The organism is Burkholderia sp. YHN3-13 (genome assembly GCF_055810675.1).
This window is the reverse complement of record NZ_JBVVNQ010000001.1, coordinates 844,998-862,160: the sequence shown is the minus strand read 5'-3', so window position 1 is coordinate 862,160 and position 17,163 is coordinate 844,998. Positions and strand designations below refer to the sequence as shown.

General features: G+C 65.8%; 20 protein-coding genes. 14 read left to right on the top strand and 6 right to left on the bottom strand.

What is annotated here, in order from left to right; genetic code table 11:
* Positions 1-10: 10 nt before the first annotated feature.
* A complete protein-coding gene (locus AC0KUR_RS03870; RefSeq protein ID WP_034188437.1) occupies positions 11-958 on the bottom strand; it encodes a LysR family transcriptional regulator in 948 nt (315 codons plus the stop codon).
* 225 nt (positions 959-1,183) lie between these two features.
* Between AC0KUR_RS03870 and AC0KUR_RS03865 the strand changes: the two genes are divergently transcribed.
* Complete coding sequence (locus tag AC0KUR_RS03865; RefSeq protein WP_034188436.1) at positions 1,184-2,212, top strand: DUF1338 domain-containing protein; 1,029 nt, start codon at positions 1,184-1,186, stop codon at positions 2,210-2,212.
* Between the two features lie 343 nt (positions 2,213-2,555).
* Here AC0KUR_RS03865 and AC0KUR_RS03860 read toward each other — a convergent pair whose 3' ends face one another.
* The 3 genes from AC0KUR_RS03860 to AC0KUR_RS03850 form a co-directional block, all read right to left on the bottom strand.
* A complete protein-coding gene (locus AC0KUR_RS03860) occupies positions 2,556-2,753 on the bottom strand; it encodes a CsbD family protein (protein ID WP_034188435.1) in 198 nt (65 codons plus the stop codon).
* A gap of 63 nt (positions 2,754-2,816) precedes the next feature.
* Complete coding sequence (locus AC0KUR_RS03855) at positions 2,817-3,167, bottom strand: BON domain-containing protein (protein ID WP_034188434.1); 351 nt, start codon at positions 3,165-3,167, stop codon at positions 2,817-2,819.
* A gap of 63 nt (positions 3,168-3,230) precedes the next feature.
* Positions 3,231-3,395, bottom strand: coding sequence for a hypothetical protein (locus tag AC0KUR_RS03850; RefSeq protein WP_167361896.1), 165 nt, complete (start codon positions 3,393-3,395; stop codon positions 3,231-3,233).
* Between the two features lie 384 nt (positions 3,396-3,779).
* On the opposite strand from AC0KUR_RS03850, the gene AC0KUR_RS03845 reads away from it, so the two are divergent.
* The 4 genes from AC0KUR_RS03845 to AC0KUR_RS03830 all read left to right on the top strand — a co-directional run bounded on the left by AC0KUR_RS03845 (position 3,780) and on the right by AC0KUR_RS03830 (position 8,556).
* A complete protein-coding gene (locus AC0KUR_RS03845; protein ID WP_034188433.1) occupies positions 3,780-5,312 on the top strand; it encodes a helix-turn-helix transcriptional regulator in 1,533 nt (510 codons plus the stop codon).
* Positions 5,313-5,452: 140 nt separating this feature from the next.
* Positions 5,453-5,644, top strand: a complete 192-nt coding sequence (locus tag AC0KUR_RS03840) for a CsbD family protein (protein WP_034188432.1) — start codon at positions 5,453-5,455, stop codon at positions 5,642-5,644.
* A gap of 424 nt (positions 5,645-6,068) precedes the next feature.
* Complete coding sequence (locus AC0KUR_RS03835; protein WP_034188431.1) at positions 6,069-7,220, top strand: branched-chain amino acid ABC transporter substrate-binding protein; 1,152 nt, start codon at positions 6,069-6,071, stop codon at positions 7,218-7,220.
* Positions 7,221-7,383: 163 nt separating this feature from the next.
* Positions 7,384-8,556 (top strand): NAD(P)/FAD-dependent oxidoreductase, encoded by a 1,173-nt coding sequence (locus AC0KUR_RS03830; protein WP_049036133.1) that lies wholly within the window; start codon positions 7,384-7,386, stop codon positions 8,554-8,556.
* Positions 8,557-8,650: 94 nt separating this feature from the next.
* Here the strand turns inward: AC0KUR_RS03830 and AC0KUR_RS03825 are convergent, their stop codons facing one another.
* On the bottom strand, positions 8,651-9,832 hold the full coding sequence (locus AC0KUR_RS03825; protein ID WP_473375396.1) for a serine hydrolase domain-containing protein: 1,182 nt from the start codon (positions 9,830-9,832) through the stop codon (positions 8,651-8,653).
* Positions 9,833-10,084: 252 nt separating this feature from the next.
* On the opposite strand from AC0KUR_RS03825, the gene AC0KUR_RS03820 reads away from it, so the two are divergent.
* From AC0KUR_RS03820 to AC0KUR_RS03805, 4 genes are all read left to right on the top strand, one after another.
* On the top strand, positions 10,085-11,212 hold the full coding sequence (locus AC0KUR_RS03820) for an aminotransferase class V-fold PLP-dependent enzyme (RefSeq protein WP_473375395.1): 1,128 nt from the start codon (positions 10,085-10,087) through the stop codon (positions 11,210-11,212).
* 265 nt (positions 11,213-11,477) lie between these two features.
* Positions 11,478-11,942 carry a GNAT family N-acetyltransferase gene (locus AC0KUR_RS03815; protein WP_049028879.1) on the top strand — a complete coding sequence of 155 codons (465 nt, stop codon included), beginning with the start codon at positions 11,478-11,480 and terminating at the stop codon, positions 11,940-11,942.
* 111 nt (positions 11,943-12,053) lie between these two features.
* On the top strand, positions 12,054-12,923 hold the full coding sequence (locus tag AC0KUR_RS03810) for an AraC family transcriptional regulator (protein WP_473375394.1): 870 nt from the start codon (positions 12,054-12,056) through the stop codon (positions 12,921-12,923).
* An 87-nt stretch (positions 12,924-13,010) separates the two neighbouring features.
* Positions 13,011-13,928: an alpha/beta hydrolase gene (locus tag AC0KUR_RS03805; protein WP_473375393.1), complete on the top strand. Its 918-nt coding sequence runs from the start codon at positions 13,011-13,013 to the stop codon at positions 13,926-13,928.
* Positions 13,929-13,962: 34 nt separating this feature from the next.
* On the opposite strand, the gene AC0KUR_RS03800 is transcribed toward AC0KUR_RS03805, so the two are convergent.
* Complete coding sequence (locus AC0KUR_RS03800) at positions 13,963-14,391, bottom strand: VOC family protein (RefSeq protein ID WP_034188425.1); 429 nt, start codon at positions 14,389-14,391, stop codon at positions 13,963-13,965.
* Between the two features lie 622 nt (positions 14,392-15,013).
* On the opposite strand from AC0KUR_RS03800, the gene AC0KUR_RS03795 reads away from it, so the two are divergent.
* The 5 genes from AC0KUR_RS03795 to AC0KUR_RS03775 all read left to right on the top strand — a co-directional run bounded on the left by AC0KUR_RS03795 (position 15,014) and on the right by AC0KUR_RS03775 (position 17,140).
* Positions 15,014-15,385 carry a VOC family protein gene (locus AC0KUR_RS03795; protein WP_034188424.1) on the top strand — a complete coding sequence of 124 codons (372 nt, stop codon included), beginning with the start codon at positions 15,014-15,016 and terminating at the stop codon, positions 15,383-15,385.
* Between the two features lie 74 nt (positions 15,386-15,459).
* On the top strand, positions 15,460-15,687 hold the full coding sequence (locus tag AC0KUR_RS03790; protein WP_049028877.1) for a hypothetical protein: 228 nt from the start codon (positions 15,460-15,462) through the stop codon (positions 15,685-15,687).
* A 13-nt stretch (positions 15,688-15,700) separates the two neighbouring features.
* Entirely contained in the window at positions 15,701-15,988 is a 288-nt protein-coding gene (locus AC0KUR_RS03785; protein WP_080287844.1) for a hypothetical protein, read from the top strand.
* 110 nt (positions 15,989-16,098) lie between these two features.
* On the top strand, positions 16,099-16,542 hold the full coding sequence (locus tag AC0KUR_RS03780; RefSeq protein ID WP_473375392.1) for a hypothetical protein: 444 nt from the start codon (positions 16,099-16,101) through the stop codon (positions 16,540-16,542).
* 85 nt (positions 16,543-16,627) lie between these two features.
* Positions 16,628-17,140, top strand: coding sequence for a GNAT family N-acetyltransferase (locus AC0KUR_RS03775; protein WP_124670109.1), 513 nt, complete (start codon positions 16,628-16,630; stop codon positions 17,138-17,140).
* The last annotated feature ends 23 nt before the right edge of the window (positions 17,141-17,163 follow it).

The following is a 17,163-nucleotide window of genomic DNA, read 5'->3' as shown; positions in this document are numbered from 1 at the left end:
GGCGGCGCCGTCATTCGACGTCCTCGTCGTCCTCCGTATCGTCCATCTCCTCCGCGCGCGCCGGCGCCGCATACGCGCTCGCCTGTTCGAGCAGCCAGCCGCGGAACAGCTCCAGCGGCTTGCTGTGGCTGAATTCCGTCGGATACACGAGGTAGTACGCCGAATCGCCGACCGTCGCGGCGTCGCACGGCACGACCAGGCCGAGCTGCTGCAGCTGTTCCTCGACGAAGAACTTCGGCACGAGCGCGATGCCGAGCCCGGCCGCGGCCGCGCTGATCAGCATCGTATGCAGTTCGTAACGCACGCCCTGCATCGTGCGGATGTCCTCGACGCCATGGGTCTCGAACCACTGCGCCCACGCGCCGGGGCGCGTGGTCGAGTGCAGCAGCGGATACGCGAGCAGATCCTCGACACGCTCGACCGGCCCGTCGAGCAGCGCGGGCGAACAGATCGGCACGACCTCCTCGCCGAACAGGTAGTCGGACGAGGTGCCGGGCCAGGTCGGCTTGCCGTAGTGGATCGCGGCCTCGAAGTGCGTGTCCTCGAACGAGAACAGGTCGGTGCGGCTGCCCATGTTCACGCGCACGTCGGGCGTGCGGTCGTAGAAGCTCTTGATGCGCGGGATCAGCCAGTGCGATGCGAAGGTCGGCAGCACCGCGAGCTCCAGGTAGCCGCCGCCGCTGCCGTGCGCGATGATCGACAGCGTGTCGCGGTCGAGCGTTTCCAGCGCGCGCCGCACCTGCGTGCCGTAGAGCTTGCCGGCGCGCGTCAGCACGACGCGCTGCTTCACCCGGGCGAACAGCCGCACGCCGAGGCTGGCCTCGAGCGTCGCGATCTGGCGCGACACCGCGCTTTCGGTCAGGAACAGCTCCTTGGCCGCGTGCGTGAAGCTCTCGTGGCGCGCGGCGGCTTCGAAAGCCACGAGCGCGCCCATGTTGGGAATCTTGAATTTACGCATGATGCTCGTTTCGTCTGACGAACGGGGCCGCGCCGCGCGAGGGCGGAAGGCGGGCGGGGGACAGGTAATAATTCCAAAAACTCATCACGTGTCAATTTAATCTCGCTTTACGCCCGGCTGCAACCCTTTGAATAATGCTCCCCACGCAAGGTCAGGCGCCCGCCGGGCGGCCGGCCGACGAGTTGCCGGCACGTTTGCCGGCGGTCCCCCGAGACGAGAATCCTGATGCGCAATCCGAATATCGAGAGCTTGCTGACGAAGCTGCTGGGACAGGCGAAGACCGACGCCCTGTTCTCGACCCTGAACATGCCGGCCATCCTCGAAGAATGGGAAGACGGCGTCGTAACGCGCGCGGAAATCGCGCAGGCGATGAACATGGCGCTGTTCGAAGGGCTGCTCGAACGTTCGGCTAACGGCCGCGCCTACACGGCCGAAGCGATCGAAAGCGGCGGCTCGGTCTATTTCGACCACGGCGCGCTGCGCACGGTGCGCTGGCCGCACACGGGCGCGCTGCCGCCGGGCGAAGCCGCGTTCACGCGCATCCTGCGTCCGCTCGGGTTCCGCCTGAACGGCCGCTACCCGCTCGACAAGCTCGGCATGACGGGCCGCGCGTACGCGCACGAAGACGCGCCGGACGAAATCGCGCAGTTCTTCGTCAGCGAACTGCATCCGGAACGTTTCTCGAAGGAGTTCCAGCAGGCCGTGACGAACGTCGTCAGCTCGTCGCGCGATCCGCTGTCGCCGGCGGCCGTCGCGCTGCTGTGGGAGGTCGAGCGCGAAGGCTGGCTGCCGCTGGACGCCGCGCAGGCGCTGCTGCCGGAAATCGTCGGCGCGTTCGCGCGCCAGCACGACGTGCCGAACGAACTCGACTATGAAACGCTGCTGATGGAATCGGCGGAAATGGCGTGGATCGCGACCGAAGGCAACGCGTTCAACCACGCGACCGACCGTGTCGCCGACGTGTTCAAGCTGTCCGACGACGAGAAGGCGAAGGGCCGCCCGATGAAGCCGGAAGTCGAGCGTTCGCGCTCGGGCCGCGTGTTCCAGACCGCGTATCGCGCCGACACCGTCGAGCGCGAGTTCCGCACCCGCGACGGCGGCACGGTGAAGCGCAACGTGCCGGGCTCGTTCTACGAGTTCATCACGCGCAAGCGCACGTTCGACCAGGGCGCGCGCCGCTGGGTGACCGACCTGCGTTTCGATGCGGGCAACGCGCAAGGCATCTTCAAGATGACGGCGAACGCGGCGAAGTAACGCGGCACCGCGGCGGAAGCGACGAACCGGTCGGGCAGGACGTGCATGCGTCCTGCCCGATCTGCGTTGGGGGGCTCGCGATGCAGCGTCGGCGCGCGTCGACGGTCGTGCGGCGAAGCGGTCCGTGGCCGTCGGTCGTGTCGTCGAAGGGGAGGGGTGTGCCGCGAAGGCGGCGGGCGCGTGCCGGGCGCCGCGCCGTCAGAAGACGTGCGTGATCAGATAGAACAGCACCAGCAGCCCGAACGGCACGCCGAGCAGCCAGGCGATCAGGTATTTACCCATGTCGTTGTCCTGAATGGCCGCGACGCCATCGGCGCCGCGGCGGGTGAAATTGCCGGATGCGTTACAGCTCGCGATCGAAATCCTTCAACTGCTTTTCGGCTTCATCGCGGGCGATCCCGTAACGTTCCTGGATCTTGCCGGCCAGGTAGTCGCGATTGCCTTCGGCGACCGCGAGATCGTCGTCGGTCAGCTTGCCCCACTTGGCCTTCAGCTTGCCGGTCAGCTGCTTCCACTGGCCCTTGATCTTGTCCTCGTTCATCGTGTGCTCCTTGGTCGTGATGGGAAAACTGCGGGGGAAGCGCGGCAGCCGCCGCGCGGGAGGTCAGGCCTTCGCCTTCAGGCCGGATGCGTCGACGTGCTTCACGCCCTTGATCGCGCGCGTCACGGCGACGGCCTTCTTCACGGCCGTCTTGGTCGGCAGCACGCCCGTGAGCGTGACGACGCCGTCGACCGTCTTCACGCTGATGTCGGTGCTCTTCACGCCGTCGGTGGTCGCGAGTTCACCCTTCACCTTGGTCGTGATCCACGTGTCGGTGACGGGCTGGTTCGATTCGGTCGCCATGCCGCTGTCGGCCGACGAGGCCTGGGCGTGCGCGTTCGTGAGCGGCGCGGCGGACAGCAGGAAGGCCGCGCTGACGGCGAGCAGCGTCGAAAGGTGCGAGGTCTTGTTCATGGATGTTCTCCTTCGATGGGCGTGTTGAATGAATGGATCGACGAGCACGGAGCGTGCCGCGGGTTACCGGGCGATCGGCGTGTCGTAGCCGGGCTCGCGCGGCGGCATGTCCGGGCGCGGCAGGTCCGGCGGCAGCGGCACCGGCGGATCGGTGCCGGGCGGCGGTTCGGGCGGAGCGTCCGGGGCCGGCTCGGGCCGCGTCGGATCGGGTGTCTGATGCAGCTTCATCCGGTTGTCCTCCTCTGCGGTGTGAAAGGGCAGCGCATGAGCGCCGATGCAGTACCAGCGTACCGACGCGAACGCGAGCGGACATCGCGCAAATTCACCGGATCGGCTAGTGCGTTTGCACCGGGAATGGCACGGGCGGGCAGGAACGGGGAATGCATCACGACCCGGGCAACGCGCGGGCACCGGCGCGAGGGCCTTGCCGTGCCGTTGGGCGGGACACCGCACGGTGCCGATGCGGCATGCGAATGTACTATTGGAGGTAGTGCATTCGCGCCTGTCGCGTCCTCGTGCGGTACGCGATCATCACCGCACGCGCCGGCCGGGGCGTGCGGCGTAACGGGGCAATCGGCGGGCGGTCATGTTGACGACAGGGACAACGACTCGATGAACGAACAAGTAGACGAACAGGCGCTCAAGTCGCACACCGACCGGCGCCAGCTGCACCAGATCATCGCGGGGCTCACCGAAGGCGTGATCCTGATCGAGCCCGACCAGCGGATCGTCTGGGCGAACGAGGCCGCGCTCGCGATGCATGGCGTGACCGAACTGGCCGCGCTCGGCGCGGACGTCACCGAATACCGCGAGCGCTTCCGGCTGCGCTACCGGAACAACCATCCGGTGCGCGACGGCCACTATCCGATGGATCGCGTGATCGCCGGCGAGGAGTTCAGCGACGTGACGGTCGAAGTCGAATCGGCCGCCGACGAAACCGTGAGCTGGGTGCACCGCATTCGCAGCCTCGTGCTGACGAACGCGGCCGGCGAACCCGACTGCCTCGCGCTCGTGCTGCACGATGCGACCGAATGGGCGAGCGCCGAGGAGCGCTTCGAGCGCACCTTCAACGCCAACCCGGCGCCGGCCGTGATCTGCCGGCTCGACGACTTGCGCTACGTGAAGGTCAACCAGGGCTTCCTCGACATGACGGGCCACGCGCGCGACGACGTGCTCGGCCGCTCGGTGTACGAGGTCGACGTGCTCGAACAGGCCGAGCGGCGCGAGCTGGCGATCGAACGGCTCGGCGAAGGCGCGACGATCCCGCAGATGGAAGCCGTGCTGAAACTCGCGGACGGCAGCACGAAGGCGGTGGTCGTCGCCGGGCAGCCGATCGACATGAACGGCGAGGCGTGCATGCTGTTCACGTTCATGGATCTCGAGCCGCGCAAGCAGGCCGAGCGCGCGCTGAAGCAGAGCGAGGAGCGTTTCGCGACGGCATTCCGGATGGCGCCGGTCGCGACCGCGATCGTCACGGCCGACCGCTTCGAACTGCTCGACGTGAACGATGCGTTCGCCGCGATGACGGGCCATGCGCAGGACGCGCTGCTCGGCAAATCCGCGGACGAGATCGGGCTGTGGGCCGAGCGCGGCGCATGGCAGCGCATCGAAGGCCGGCTCGCGCGCGACGGCAACGTCCGCAACGCCGACGTGCAGATCCGCACGCGCGACGGTGATGTGCGCGATTGCGTCGTGTCGGCCGATCCGGTCGCGATCCACGGCCGCGACTGCCTGCTCGTCGCGCTGCTCGACATCAGCGATCGCAAGCGTACCGAGATGGAGCTCGTCTATGCGATCGAGACCGCGATGCAGGATGCGTCGTGGTTCAGCCGCACGCTGATCGAGAAGCTCGCGAACGTGCGGCGCGCGAATGCGCCGGACGCGGGCGCGCAGTTGTCGGACCTGACCGCGCGCGAGCGCGATGTATTCGACCTGCTGTGCCACGGCCTTGCCGACAAGGAGATCGCGGGCCGCCTCGGGCTCGCGCCGAACACCGTGCGCAATCACGTCGCGACGATCTACGCGAAGCTCGACGTGCACAGCCGCGGCGAGGCGATCGTGTGGGCGCGCGAGCGCGGGATCGTCGGCGCGGCCGAGGCGAACGGCGCACGCGGCGAGAAGGGCGGAACGAAGGGCAAGGACTGACGCCGACGGTACGAATGCACCACGCACACTGGTGCATCCGCATCTGCCGCCCGCCGCGTTCGCTTGCGATCCTGTCCACTCGGCGGGGCGGCGCGGGCCGCCGCATCGCCGGTTCTCCCTCACCATCGCAGGAGACGACCATGGACAGGAATCGCATCGAAGGCAAGCTCAAACAGGTCAAGGGTTCGGTCAAGGAAGCGCTCGGCAAGGTAACGGGCGACCGCAAGGCGGAAGCCGAAGGGGTTGCCGAACAGCAGGCCGGCAAGATCCAGGAGAAGGCCGGCGAGGCGGCCGACGCGGTGCGCAAGCCGGTGCGTACCGATCGGCGCTGACCGATGACGCGACGCCCGCCGCGGACGTCGCAAAGGCCGGCCGGGCCGTCGTCGCGACGATGATGCGCGATCGGCATGACCACGGCCGGCCTTTGCCCGAGGGTGCCGCCGCCGCGCCCTCTTGCAGCCTTCCACGCTCGACCCCCCGCCGTACTGGCCGCGGGGTCGCCCGCGAACGCGGAACTTGATGAAAAATCCTCACAACATAGTTCCGATATTTCGTTTGCTGCGCGGGTATTGGCTACCCACAATCCCTTCACCTCTTTCGCGATGAAAGGTTCTTCGGAGACGGAATCGCGGTGATCGGCCGGCCGGTTGGCGCATCGAATGACGCCCCGGCAGCGCATGCCATCACCGACGCGCGAGAGGTCGCCGACGCGCGGCCGCCGCGCGTTGCATCCCGACCCACAGAAGAAGGATTGCCATGACGTTCCGCATTCGTTCGCTTTCCGGCGTTGCATTGACCGCTGCGCTCCTCGCGTTCCAGACAGGCGCGGCTCATGCGCAGGAAACCGTCGTGAAGGTCGGCGTGGCCGGCCCGCTGACGGGCGGCGGCGCCGCATACGGCAAGGACATCGAGAACGGCGTGCGCATGGCGGTCGACGAAGCGAATGCCGCGCACACGACGGTCGGCGGCAAGCCGGTGAAGTTCGTGATCGCATCGCAGGACGACCAGAGCGATCCGCGTACCGGCGTGCAGGCGGCGCAGCAGCTCGCCGACGCGCAGGTGGCCGTCGTGATCGGCCACTTCAATTCGGGCACGACGCTGCCCGCGTCGAAGATCTACGCGAAAGCCGGCATTCCGATGATCACACCGTCGGCGACCAATCCCGACATCACGCGCGCCGGGCTCGGCACCGTGTACCGCGTGATCGCGACCGACACGCAGAACGCGGGCAACGCCGGCGCGTACGCCGCGAGCGTGACGAAGGCGAAGCGCATCGCGATCATCGACGACCGCACCGCGTTCGGCCAGGGCGAGGCCGACGAGTTCGAGCGGGCCGTGAAGGCGAACGGCGGCACGATCGTCGCGCGCGAGTTCACGAACGACAAGGCCGTCGACTTCAGCGCGCAGCTCACGAAGATCAAGAGCACCAATGCCGACCTCGTGTTCTTCGGCGGCCTCGATGCGCAGGCCGCGATGCTCGTGAAGCGTATGCGCCAGCTCGGCATCCGCGCGCAATTCCTCGCGGGCGGCGGCGTGATGAACGCGAACTTCATCAAGCTCGCCGGCAATGCGGCCGAGGGCGCGTCGGTGTGGGAATACGGGCAGCCGCTGTCGCGTCTCGCGAAGGGCAAGCAGTTCGAAACGAAATTCAGGCAGAAGTACGGCGTCGACATGCTCGCGTACGCGCCGTTCGCGTACGACGCGACGTGGATCGCGATCAACGCGATGCAGAAGGCGAACTCGACGAAGCCGGCCGATTTCAACGGCGCGCTGAAGGGCACGCGCTACGACGGCATCACGGGCACGATCGCGTTCACGAACACGGGCGACCTGAAGAACCCGAGCTCGACGCTGTATGAGGTGAAGAACGCCGCGTGGCAGCCCGTCACGACTCAATCGTCGGACTGACCGCAATACGCGCGAGCGGGCTTTCGCGGCGATGCCGGACGTGCTGAAATAGCCGAAGCGATCGCCGGGGAGTCCGCCCACGCGAGGCCGCGCGCGACGCGGCACGAACAACCTACGGGCGCGGCCGGCGGGCTGCGCCTTTCACGTGCAACCGGAGTCAGTCGTGAGTTCTCAAGTCGTCATCGTCGGCGGTGGTGTGATCGGCAGCTCGATCGCTTATTTCCTGCGCGCCACCGATCCCACGGTCGCCGTGACCGTCATCGAACGTGACCCCACCTATGCGCGGTCGTCGTCGGCGCTGTCGGCCGCGTCGATTCGCCAGCAGTTCTCGACGCCGCTGTCGATCGAGATGTCGCTGTTCGGCATCGACTTCCTGCGCACGATCGGCGAGCGTCTCGAAGTGGACGGCGACCGGCCGTCGATCGACCTGCACGAAGGCGGCTACCTGTTCCTCGCGACGCCGGCCGGCGACGCGACGCTGCGCGAGAATCATGCGCTGCAGACGCGCCTCGGCGCCGATATCCGCCTGATGGACCGCGACGCGCTGCGCGCGAAGTTTCCGTGGCTGAACGTCGACGATCTCGTGTCGGGCGCGTACGGCGCGAGCGGCGAAGGCTGGTTCGACGGCTACGGGCTCGTGCAGGCGCTGCGCAAGAAGGCGCAGGCGCTTGGTGCGCGCTACGTGCCGGCCGACGTGAAGGACGTGGTGCGCGACGGGCGCAAGATCACGCATGTCGTGACGGGCGACGGCGAGCGCTACGCGTGCGACACGCTCGTCAATGCAGCCGGCGCATGGGCGCGCACGCTGTCGTCGATGATGGGCATCGACATTCCCGTGTATGCGCGGCGCCGCAGCATCTTCAACGTATCGTCGCCGGCGAAGCTCGCCGATTGCCCGCTGCTGATCGACCCGACCGGCGTGTATTTCCGGCCGGAAGGGCGCACGTATATCTGCGGCACGTCGCCGAGCCCGGATCGCGACCCGGACGACCTGCCGCTCGACGAAGTCGATCATGACCTGTTCGACGAGGTGATCTGGCCGACGCTCGCGAATCGCGTGCCGGAATTCGAGGCGCTGCGCGTGGAGAACTGCTGGTCCGGGTACTACGAGTACAACGTGTTCGACCACAACGCGATCATCGGCTATCACCCGGCGCTCGACAACGTCGTGTTCGCGAACGGTTACAGCGGCCACGGATTGCAGCAAGGGCCGGCGACGGGGCGCGGCGTCTGTGAACTCATTCTGGGCGGGCGTTACGACACGCTCGACCTGTCGTCGCTCGGCTGGGCGCGTGTGCTGGAAAACCGGCCGATCGTCGAAAAGAACGTCGTGTAGCGCGGCGTGACCGCCCGGTCGTGTTGTGGGCGGGATTCTCCTTGTGCCTCAAACCCGTTGGCCCGACGCGTGTCGGGCCTTTTTTTCGTGCGGGTCAGCCGGCGCCGTAGACGGCGTCGCGCAGATCCAGCGTGTACTGGCCGTTCATTCCTTCGTAGAGCGTGTTCGACAGCGACACGACGGTCAGCCCGCGTGCGCGATCGACGAACCAGGAATGACCGTAGACGCCACCCCAGCGCCAGGTGCCGACCGATTCGGGCGATGCGGCCGCCTGCGGGTCGCGCAGCACCGAAAACCCGATCCCGAAGCCCGCGCCCGGCAGGTCCGCCAGCTCGAGGTCGCCGGTCTGCACGCGGCCCATTTCGTCGACGAGGTCCGCGGGCAGGATGGCGCCGCCGCCCGCGCGCAGCGTGTCCAGCACCGTCAGCACATCGCCGGCGGTGCCGACCATGCCGGCGCCGCCCGATGCGAAAGCCTGCGCGTCGAGCGCGCGCGACGGCGAGTACGTGACGCCGACGAACCCTGCGTCGATGGGCACCGTCTCGTTCTCGGCGAGCCGGTGCGGCTGCGGCGTGTCGTTGACGTACGGCGTGGCAAGCCGCGCCGGATCGCGCGCGACGAAGGCCGTGTCGCGCGCGCCGAGCGGGCGGAGCACGAGCGCATCGATCGCGTCGGCGAGCGGCACGCCGCAGACGGCCTCGATCAGCGCGCCGACGACGTCGATCGACAGCGAGTAGTTCCAGTCGGTGCCGGGCGCGAACTGCAGCGGCACGCTCGCGATCCGGCGCAGGTTTTCGGCGAGCGTGATCGCCGCGCCGTCCAGCCCGTCGGAGACGCCGGCACGCGCATAGGGGCCGTTCGTGTCGGTCTCGCTGAAGCGATAGCCGAGGCCGGCGGTATGCGCGAGCAACTGTCGCAGCGTGATCGTCGGCACGCGGCCGTCGGGCAGTGCGGGGCGGAACTCGGGCAGCCAGCGCGTCACGTCGTCCTCGAGCGACAGCTTGCGTTGCGCGACGAGCGCCATCGCGGCCGCCGAGACGATCGGCTTCGTCACCGATGCGAGCCGGAACAGCGTGTCCTCGCGCATCGGCGTGCGCGATTCGCGGTCCGCGAACCCGGCCGCGCGGCGGTAGACGAGTTCGCCGTCGCGCGCGACCAGGACCACCGCGCCGACGAGGCGCTGCGTGTCGAGCTGGCGGGACAGGACCGCATCGATGCGCTCGGCGAGCGCCGGATCGATGGACGACTGCCGTGACGAAGCTGAAGAGGAGGTCATCGAGGATTCCTTCGTGAAGGGTCTGGTCGACATGTTATGGGCGGATGGCCGCACGCGTCGTTAACCCTTACACGGAACAGGGCTACGCGCGCGGCACGGGCCGGCGGACAAAATATGCCCCAATCGGCCGGCGGCGTTCGTTAGAATCTGCTTTCGTCGAGGAAATGACGCATCCGCATGGGTGCGGAGCAGTATCGAATCGCAGGCGCCGCGCGCCGCGGTTCCATCGTTCATCTTTCACCGGAGGCGAGCATGCCAGGTTTACTTCCCGATGTTGACCGCGAGGGGCTCCTCGAATATTCGGTGGTGTACACCGATCGCTCGGTCAACCACATGTCGCAGCGCTTTCAGGGCGTCATGCGCGACATTTCCGCCACGCTGAAGAAGGTCTACCACGCGAAGGCGGTCGCGATCGTCCCGGGCAGCGGCACGTTCGGCATGGAAGCCGTGGCGCGGCAGTTCGCGACCAACAGGAAGTGCCTCGTGATCCGCAACGGCTGGTTCAGTTACCGCTGGTCGCAGATCTTCGACATGGGCAGCATTCCGTCCGAAACGACGGTGCTGAAAGCGCGTCCGGTCGAAGCGGGCCGGCAGGCCGCCTATGCGCCGGCGCCGATCGACGAAGTGGTCGCCGCGATCAACGAGCACAGGCCGGATCTGGTGTTTGCGCCGCATGTCGAAACGGCTTCCGGGATGCTGCTGCCCGACGGGTATCTGCGCGCGGTGGCCGATGCCGTGCATGCGGTCGGCGGGATGTTCGTGCTCGATTGCATTGCGTCGGGCACCGTCTGGGTCGACATGCAGGCGAGCGGCGTCGATATCCTGATCAGCGCGCCGCAGAAAGGCTGGAGCGCGTCGCCGTGTTGCGCGATGGTCATGTTCAGCCCGCTTGCGCGCGAACGCATCGATTCGACGACCAGCACCAGCTTCGCGTGCGATCTGCGCAAGTGGCTGCAGATCATGGAGGCGTACGAGGGCGGCGGGTTTGCGTATCACGCGACGATGCCGACCGACAGCCTCACGACGCTGCGCGACGTGATGAAGGAAACCGACGCGTACGGTTTCGACAAGGTGAAGGCCGAGCAGCTCGAACTGGGCGAGCGCATTCGTGCGCTGCTGGCGGAGAAGGGGTTCAGGAGCGTGGCGGCGGCAGGGTTCGAGGCGCCGGGTGTCGTGGTCAGCTACACGGACGACGACGGGATTCGAACCGGGAAGAAGTTCGCGGATGTCGGGTTGCAGATCGCGGCCGGCGTGCCGCTGCAGTGCGACGAGCCGGAGGACTTCAAGACGTTCCGGCTGGGGTTGTTCGGTCTCGACAAGCTGCACGATGTCGATGGCGCGGTCGAGCGGTTCTCGGATGCGTTGAACCGGATTCTTTGACGCGGTTGTTCGGCGCGGGCGCGCACCGGATCGTTGCCGGGACGGTGCGCGGTGGCGTGCGCTGTCCTGGTCTAGCGGTCCCGAATGGGCACGGTGAGTTTCGATGCCGACCCACTCGACCACGTGATCGTTCGAGCGGTTTCCGCCTCCACCGGTGACTACGCCGAGTTCCGCCTGCTTCAACGCGTCGTCCAGCGCCTGATGCCTCCGACAGAGGCATGCCGCGCATGGTCGTCGGTCTTTACCGACCGGGAAAGGAGACCGGATGCACCGCCGATTTGTCATTCGTGCCGGCCGGCCCGCCGATGCAGACGCACTCACGAAACTGGCATTTCTTTCGAAAGCGCACTGGGGCTACCCCGAGGCGTGGCTGGATCTTTGGCGAGCCGATCTCACGGTGACGCCCGAGATGATCGAGAGCTCGATGGCGTACGTGGCCGAAACGGAAGAACGGATCATCGGGTTCTGGGTGAGGGCTGCGACCGATTCCGATGCGCTTACGCGCGGATGGTTGTTCGTTCATCCGGATCATATGGGGCAGGGCGTCGCACGTGCGCTATGGTCCGCGCTCAGGAAGGAAGCCGCCGCGAAGGGAATCGGAAGCTTCGTGATCGAGGCAGATCCCAACGCCGTGCCGTTCTATATGGCGCTCGGCGCGGAGAAGATTGCCGAGAAAGAGTCGACGCTCATTCCGGGCAGATGGGTTCCGATCCTGCGGGTACCCGTGTGATTTGGCGACGTGGTGCAATCATCGGGGCGACCGAACGGAATTCCACGCTGCAGGCGGACCCGTGTCGTTTGTCCGACTCGCGCGACCGCATCACCCGGCCATCCCGCGCAAATGAAAGGACGCGCGATGCAGGGCGAAGGTAAAGCGATCATGCTCGACGCGACGGCCCACCCGAAGCGGACTGGCCGCGCATACGCGCCGAAGAGCACCGACCCGCGCGATTACCAGCACGCACCGGGTATCGCTGCAGTCATGCCGAAAGCATTTCCCGACGGTTTCGTCGTCGCGGAACACCAGCATCCGCGCGCGCAACTCGTCTACACGACGACGGGCATAGCCGAAGTCCGTGCGAGCCAGTCTCTGTGGATGATCCCGCCGCATCGCGCACTCTGGATTCCACCGGACCTTCCGCATGCGATGCGCGCACACGGCCTCCTCGAAATGCGAACGGCGTACGTCGACCCGCGCGCGTACCCGTCGGCTTATCCGAATCAACCGAGACTGGTCGAGGTGTCGCCGCTGCTGCGCGAACTGATCGTGCGCGCGTCGTCCCTGCCGATCGACACGCATCCCGCCGGACGCGACGATCTCGTCATCCAGCTCATGCTCGCTGAAATCGAATGGTCGCCCGAGCAGCCGTTAAGGCTTCCGTCTGGCCGGGACCGGCGGCTTGCACGCGTCTGCGATGCCATCCTGTCGGATCCGGCCGATCAACGAACGCTGACGGAATGGGCCGGTGAAGTCGGTGCGTCGAGCCTAACCTTGGCGCGGTTGTTCCAGGCCGAAACGGGCTTGTCGTTCAGCCAGTGGCGACAACAAGCGCGTATTTCAGCCGCGCGCCCGCTGCTGGCGTCGGGTTGCTCGGTGATCGCCGTCGCGGCCGAACTGGGCTACGAAACGACGAGCGCATTCTCGACCGTGTTTCGCCGGTTCACCGGCATGACGCCGAGCGCTTACGCGAAATTGTCCGATTCGGCGTAGCACACGTCTTACCGGAACACGCGGGACATGGCGTGCGGGCATATCGTGTCGGTCATCGAATCCACCGACCGAATGAGGCCAGCCGACATGACGCGCCACGACATCGAATTCCCGTCCGAATCCGCGACGCTGCGGGGCTGGTTCTACGTGCCGACGCGGCGCGTCGCCGACAGCGAAACGTATCCTGCCATCGTGATGGCGCACGGCTTTTCGGCCGTGAAGGAGCAGTATCTGGACCGCTACGCGGAGGTGTTCGCCGCGAGTGGTTTTGCCGTGCTGCTCTACGACCACAAGAACTTCGGCGCGAGCGACGGGCTGCCCCGTCAGGAAATCGACCCCGTACAACAGAAGCGCGGCTATCGTGATGCGATCAGCTACCTGCTGACGCGTGCCGATGTCGATGGCGAACGCATCGGTATCTGGGGCACCAGCTACAGCGGCGGCCACGTGCTCGAAGTCGCCGCGATCGACCGGCGCGTGAAATGCGTGGTGTCGCAGGTGCCGACGATCAGCGGATACCAGTCGGGCTTGCGCCGCACGCGTTCCGATCTCGTACCGGCAATGCTGGCGCGTTTTGACGAAGACCGCAGGCAGCGCTTCGCGGGCAGCGCGCCGGCCATGTTGCCGGCCGTCAGTGCCGACCCGTCGGCCGCGTGCGCGATGGCCGGCGCGGATGCGTACCGGTTCTTCACCGAATCGGCCGCGCAGTTTGCGCCGAGCTGGCGAAACGAAGTGACGTTACGCAGTGCGGAGATGTCCCGCGAGAACGAACCGGGCCAGTACGCCGATCGCATCTCGCCGACGCCACTGCTGATGATCGTCGCCGATCAGGACGTGTTGACGCCGACCGACCTGTGCCTCAAGGCATGGGCAAACGCACTCGAACCGAAGCGCCTGCTCCAGATCAAGGGCGGGCATTTCACGCCGTATATCGAGCACTTCGACGCAACCAGTCGGGCAGCGGCGGAATGGTTCACGCAGCATCTGGGCGGCGTGCCGACCTGAGCCCGCGCGCGTCCGACCGGCGCCGCCGTTGGCGCTATGCGTGCCGCTTCGGGTTCCACGCCTTGTGGACGAACTCGAGCCGATTGCCGTCGAAGTCGGCGACGTTCGCCGCGTAGTAGCCGCGAGCGAAGTAGGTGCGATCCGCCGGTTTTCCCTCGTCGATGCCGCCTGCCTGGAGCGCGGCTGCGTAAGCGGCGTCGACCCGTTCGTTGGAGTCGCAGACGATCCCGAGATACAGCCCCGTCTCGCCGGGTTTGCGCTGGCGCAGCCAGATACTCGATCCGACCGCGGTGCCCTTGCCGTACACGTCGTCGCCGATGCCGTAGAGATCGGGGACGCCCTCGGGGCCCGACGCGGAGTCGTAGTTGCCGAAGATGCGCCAGCCGAGCGGTTTCAACGCTGCGGCGTAGAAAGCCAGCGACTTGTCGATGTCGGTGACGGAGAGGTAGACGTGGTCGATCATTGGGCCGCCTTTTTCGGTGTGGGTGTGCGGGGTTGGGACATCACGCTATCGGACCATAACAAACCGGCGATGCGCTGCACAGCGCCGACGATGGTCAAGCGCGGTCGCACGGCAATGGGGGCTCACAAATGACGTGCCGCAAACCGGCGCCGACGCCGGCCGTTGCTTCGTCATATGAAGTAATAGCTGTAATCCCGCATGAAATCTTCTTTCCGGTGACTCGGGCTAGACTGGTCGCGCCTTGTCCCCCCCAAGGCGTTTGGTGACTTCCGCTCGGCCCGCGCTTTCCGGCGCGGGCCTATTTTTTCGAGCGGGTGCTGTCGGCGCTCGAATGAGCGCCAACCGGATGCGCATGGGTTTTTCGAATCCTTTCAGGTGAGCAAGGTATCGACATGCGATCGTCAGGTATCCACAGGATCTCGCCAATGTCACGTCGCGTCGCGTGACGGCCCGGTATGGGGTGAGCGGGTGTTCCTTGTATCCCGCTCATTGGCCCGACGTTGTCGGGCCTTTTTTGTTGGTGAGCGAAGAGGTGTACTGCTGCAGGCAGTGTGTGGCACCATCGCGGTGGTCTCGACATCACACCCGGGTGCAGGCCCGCCCATCTATCCGAGGGGATCTCATGTTTGACCACGTCAAATTCGGCGTCAGCGACTTTGCCGCCAGCAAGGCGTTTTTCCTCAAGGCGCTTGCACCGATCGGGGCAGTGACCGTGGGCGAGGGCGAGCCTTCTTACGGTATCGAGATCAGTACGCCCGCCAAGGCCTCGTTGTGTCTGTTCCAGTCGGACGAGAAACCGGCGCATCTCCACATCGCGTTCGTGGCCGACAATCGGCAGCAAGTCGATGCGTTCTATCGCGCGGCGCTGGAGGCGGGCGGGAAGGACAACGGTGCGCCCGGGCTGCGGCCGCATTATCACGCGAACTACTACGCGGCATTCGTCATCGGGCCGGATGGGCACAATATCGAGGTGGTGTGTCATCAGGCGGAGTAATCGTCGGCGGCTGGCCGATGTCGTCGAAACCATGAACTGACGTATGCATCCGGCATGCACGGGAGTCTCGCGGGATGAGTGACATCGCCATCGATATACCTTTTCCGGTCATCGCGATTATCGTCGGCGCCATCTACTGGCCGGCGACGCTTGCTATCGGGGCGGTCGGCCTGTATTTCGGCGTGACGCGTCTGAGTGGAATCGGGCGCGTGGTCTGTGTCGTCGTTGCGCTGGTGTTTATCGTCGATGCCGGCGCGGGGATCTATGAATCGCTCAGGCAGAGTTTGAGTGCTTCAGCCTGATTGGAGCAGTACGATGGCGTATCGATTTCAGGTGGCGTCGAATGTCCTTCGCGACGGGTTGGGTGTTGAGCTAACCGACACGGAGGGAAATGTGCTCGCCGAAGTGTTCAGATGCGACGCCGACCATACCCTGACGGTTTCGTTGTTTTGCGACGCGCTGCCGTTTGCGCAAGTGGAGAAATTGGTTCTATTGGCACGGGACGAACTGGTTGCATTTGAAGATGGAACGCCGCTGCCGATTCGTATGGACCGCCACGACTCGTCACCCGGCTGTCACAACCTGAGAGATGGAAACGGATAACGATCGATAGCGATGTATGCGGCATTGCGAGTGAGCTACACTCGGCCGACAATCTGCACCGACGATTCAAATAATACCGGGGCGGGGGCCATCGGCCTCCCGAAAAGACGATGCCAATCAGCAAGCTGAAGGCCATGCCGGCGTTTCACACGGACGCGCCGCCGCAGATCAGTCATGCCGTCGCGCTCTTCGCGATTGTCTGGCTCATCGAGGTCGGATGTGCTGTCTGGCTTCAGAGGCTGGGTTTCGATCAACTTGGTGAAGTGCCCGCGGAAAAGGCAACGCTGATGCGTAAGGGCATTGCCCTGATCGCCGTGGTCCAGGCATTCTGGCTGCTCTTGAACGCGAGCCTGATCATCGGCCTTTGCCAGCGACAAAAGCTGGCGCGAACGCTGGAACTGATACTCACGATTGTCACGACGCTAGCCTTCATCGTGATGGCGCCCCCGTTCAGGATGACTCTGTTCGAAGTGTCCTTTTTCGCCAATGCGATTGCGACCGTGCTCATTTATTCGGGCCCATGTTCACGCTGGTTCCAGGGTACGACTTCGTAAGGTCGTTACGTTTGTTATTGCGAATGCGGGTCGGCGAGATGAAGGCCGTCGTGCGACGCCGCGAAGATTCAACGGAAAGACGAGCGTGAATTCGAATGACATCCGCCGAGCCACGGCAGACGACGTACCGGCACTTACGCAGATCCGGAACGATGCGCACGCAAAGAAAGTCGCGCATGGCGACTATGTGTGGGGCAAGGAGGGTGACGGCTTCTCCGAGCGGTGGGTACGAAACCATGTCGCCGAGAAATCGGTGTATGTCGTCGAACAGAACGGCACGTTGGTCGGAACGTTCTCGCTGAGCTTCGACGATGATCCGCACTGGGGGCCGCAAGAACCGGTTGCCGGTTACGTGCACGGGCTATGTGTGCGGCAAGGTTTCAACGGGCTCGGGATCGGCGGCGTCATGCTCGATTGGTGCGCCCGCGAGGTGAGCCGCATCGACCGGCGTTTCGTTCGACTCGACTGCGCTGCCGAAAACACCAAGCTCTGCGCTTATTACGAATCGCTCGGCTTCGTCCGCGTGGGAATCAAGTCGGATGGCCGCGACTGGTCGTTGTACGAGAAACCGGTTGCCCCGCACCGACCGGAACGTTGAAGGGCCTCCCTCACGCACTTCGT

What these genes read in the sequence shown, in the direction of transcription:
- AC0KUR_RS03870 (WP_034188437.1), bottom strand. Translation starts at nt 958, where the DNA reads ATGCGTAAATTCAAGATTCCCAACATGGGCGCGCTCGTGGCTTTCGAA.
- AC0KUR_RS03865 (WP_034188436.1), top strand. Translation starts at nt 1,184, where the DNA reads ATGCGCAATCCGAATATCGAGAGCTTGCTGACGAAGCTGCTGGGACAG.
- AC0KUR_RS03860 (WP_034188435.1), bottom strand. Translation starts at nt 2,753, where the DNA reads ATGAACGAGGACAAGATCAAGGGCCAGTGGAAGCAGCTGACCGGCAAG.
- AC0KUR_RS03855 (WP_034188434.1), bottom strand. Translation starts at nt 3,167, where the DNA reads ATGAACAAGACCTCGCACCTTTCGACGCTGCTCGCCGTCAGCGCGGCC.
- AC0KUR_RS03850 (WP_167361896.1), bottom strand. Translation starts at nt 3,395, where the DNA reads ATGAAGCTGCATCAGACACCCGATCCGACGCGGCCCGAGCCGGCCCCG.
- AC0KUR_RS03845 (WP_034188433.1), top strand. Translation starts at nt 3,780, where the DNA reads ATGAACGAACAAGTAGACGAACAGGCGCTCAAGTCGCACACCGACCGG.
- AC0KUR_RS03840 (WP_034188432.1), top strand. Translation starts at nt 5,453, where the DNA reads ATGGACAGGAATCGCATCGAAGGCAAGCTCAAACAGGTCAAGGGTTCG.
- AC0KUR_RS03835 (WP_034188431.1), top strand. Translation starts at nt 6,069, where the DNA reads ATGACGTTCCGCATTCGTTCGCTTTCCGGCGTTGCATTGACCGCTGCG.
- AC0KUR_RS03825 (WP_473375396.1), bottom strand. Translation starts at nt 9,832, where the DNA reads ATGACCTCCTCTTCAGCTTCGTCACGGCAGTCGTCCATCGATCCGGCG.
- AC0KUR_RS03820 (WP_473375395.1), top strand. Translation starts at nt 10,085, where the DNA reads ATGCCAGGTTTACTTCCCGATGTTGACCGCGAGGGGCTCCTCGAATAT.
- AC0KUR_RS03815 (WP_049028879.1), top strand. Translation starts at nt 11,478, where the DNA reads ATGCACCGCCGATTTGTCATTCGTGCCGGCCGGCCCGCCGATGCAGAC.
- AC0KUR_RS03810 (WP_473375394.1), top strand. Translation starts at nt 12,054, where the DNA reads ATGAAAGGACGCGCGATGCAGGGCGAAGGTAAAGCGATCATGCTCGAC.
- AC0KUR_RS03805 (WP_473375393.1), top strand. Translation starts at nt 13,011, where the DNA reads ATGACGCGCCACGACATCGAATTCCCGTCCGAATCCGCGACGCTGCGG.
- AC0KUR_RS03800 (WP_034188425.1), bottom strand. Translation starts at nt 14,391, where the DNA reads ATGATCGACCACGTCTACCTCTCCGTCACCGACATCGACAAGTCGCTG.
- AC0KUR_RS03795 (WP_034188424.1), top strand. Translation starts at nt 15,014, where the DNA reads ATGTTTGACCACGTCAAATTCGGCGTCAGCGACTTTGCCGCCAGCAAG.
- AC0KUR_RS03790 (WP_049028877.1), top strand. Translation starts at nt 15,460, where the DNA reads ATGAGTGACATCGCCATCGATATACCTTTTCCGGTCATCGCGATTATC.
- AC0KUR_RS03785 (WP_080287844.1), top strand. Translation starts at nt 15,701, where the DNA reads ATGGCGTATCGATTTCAGGTGGCGTCGAATGTCCTTCGCGACGGGTTG.
- AC0KUR_RS03780 (WP_473375392.1), top strand. Translation starts at nt 16,099, where the DNA reads ATGCCAATCAGCAAGCTGAAGGCCATGCCGGCGTTTCACACGGACGCG.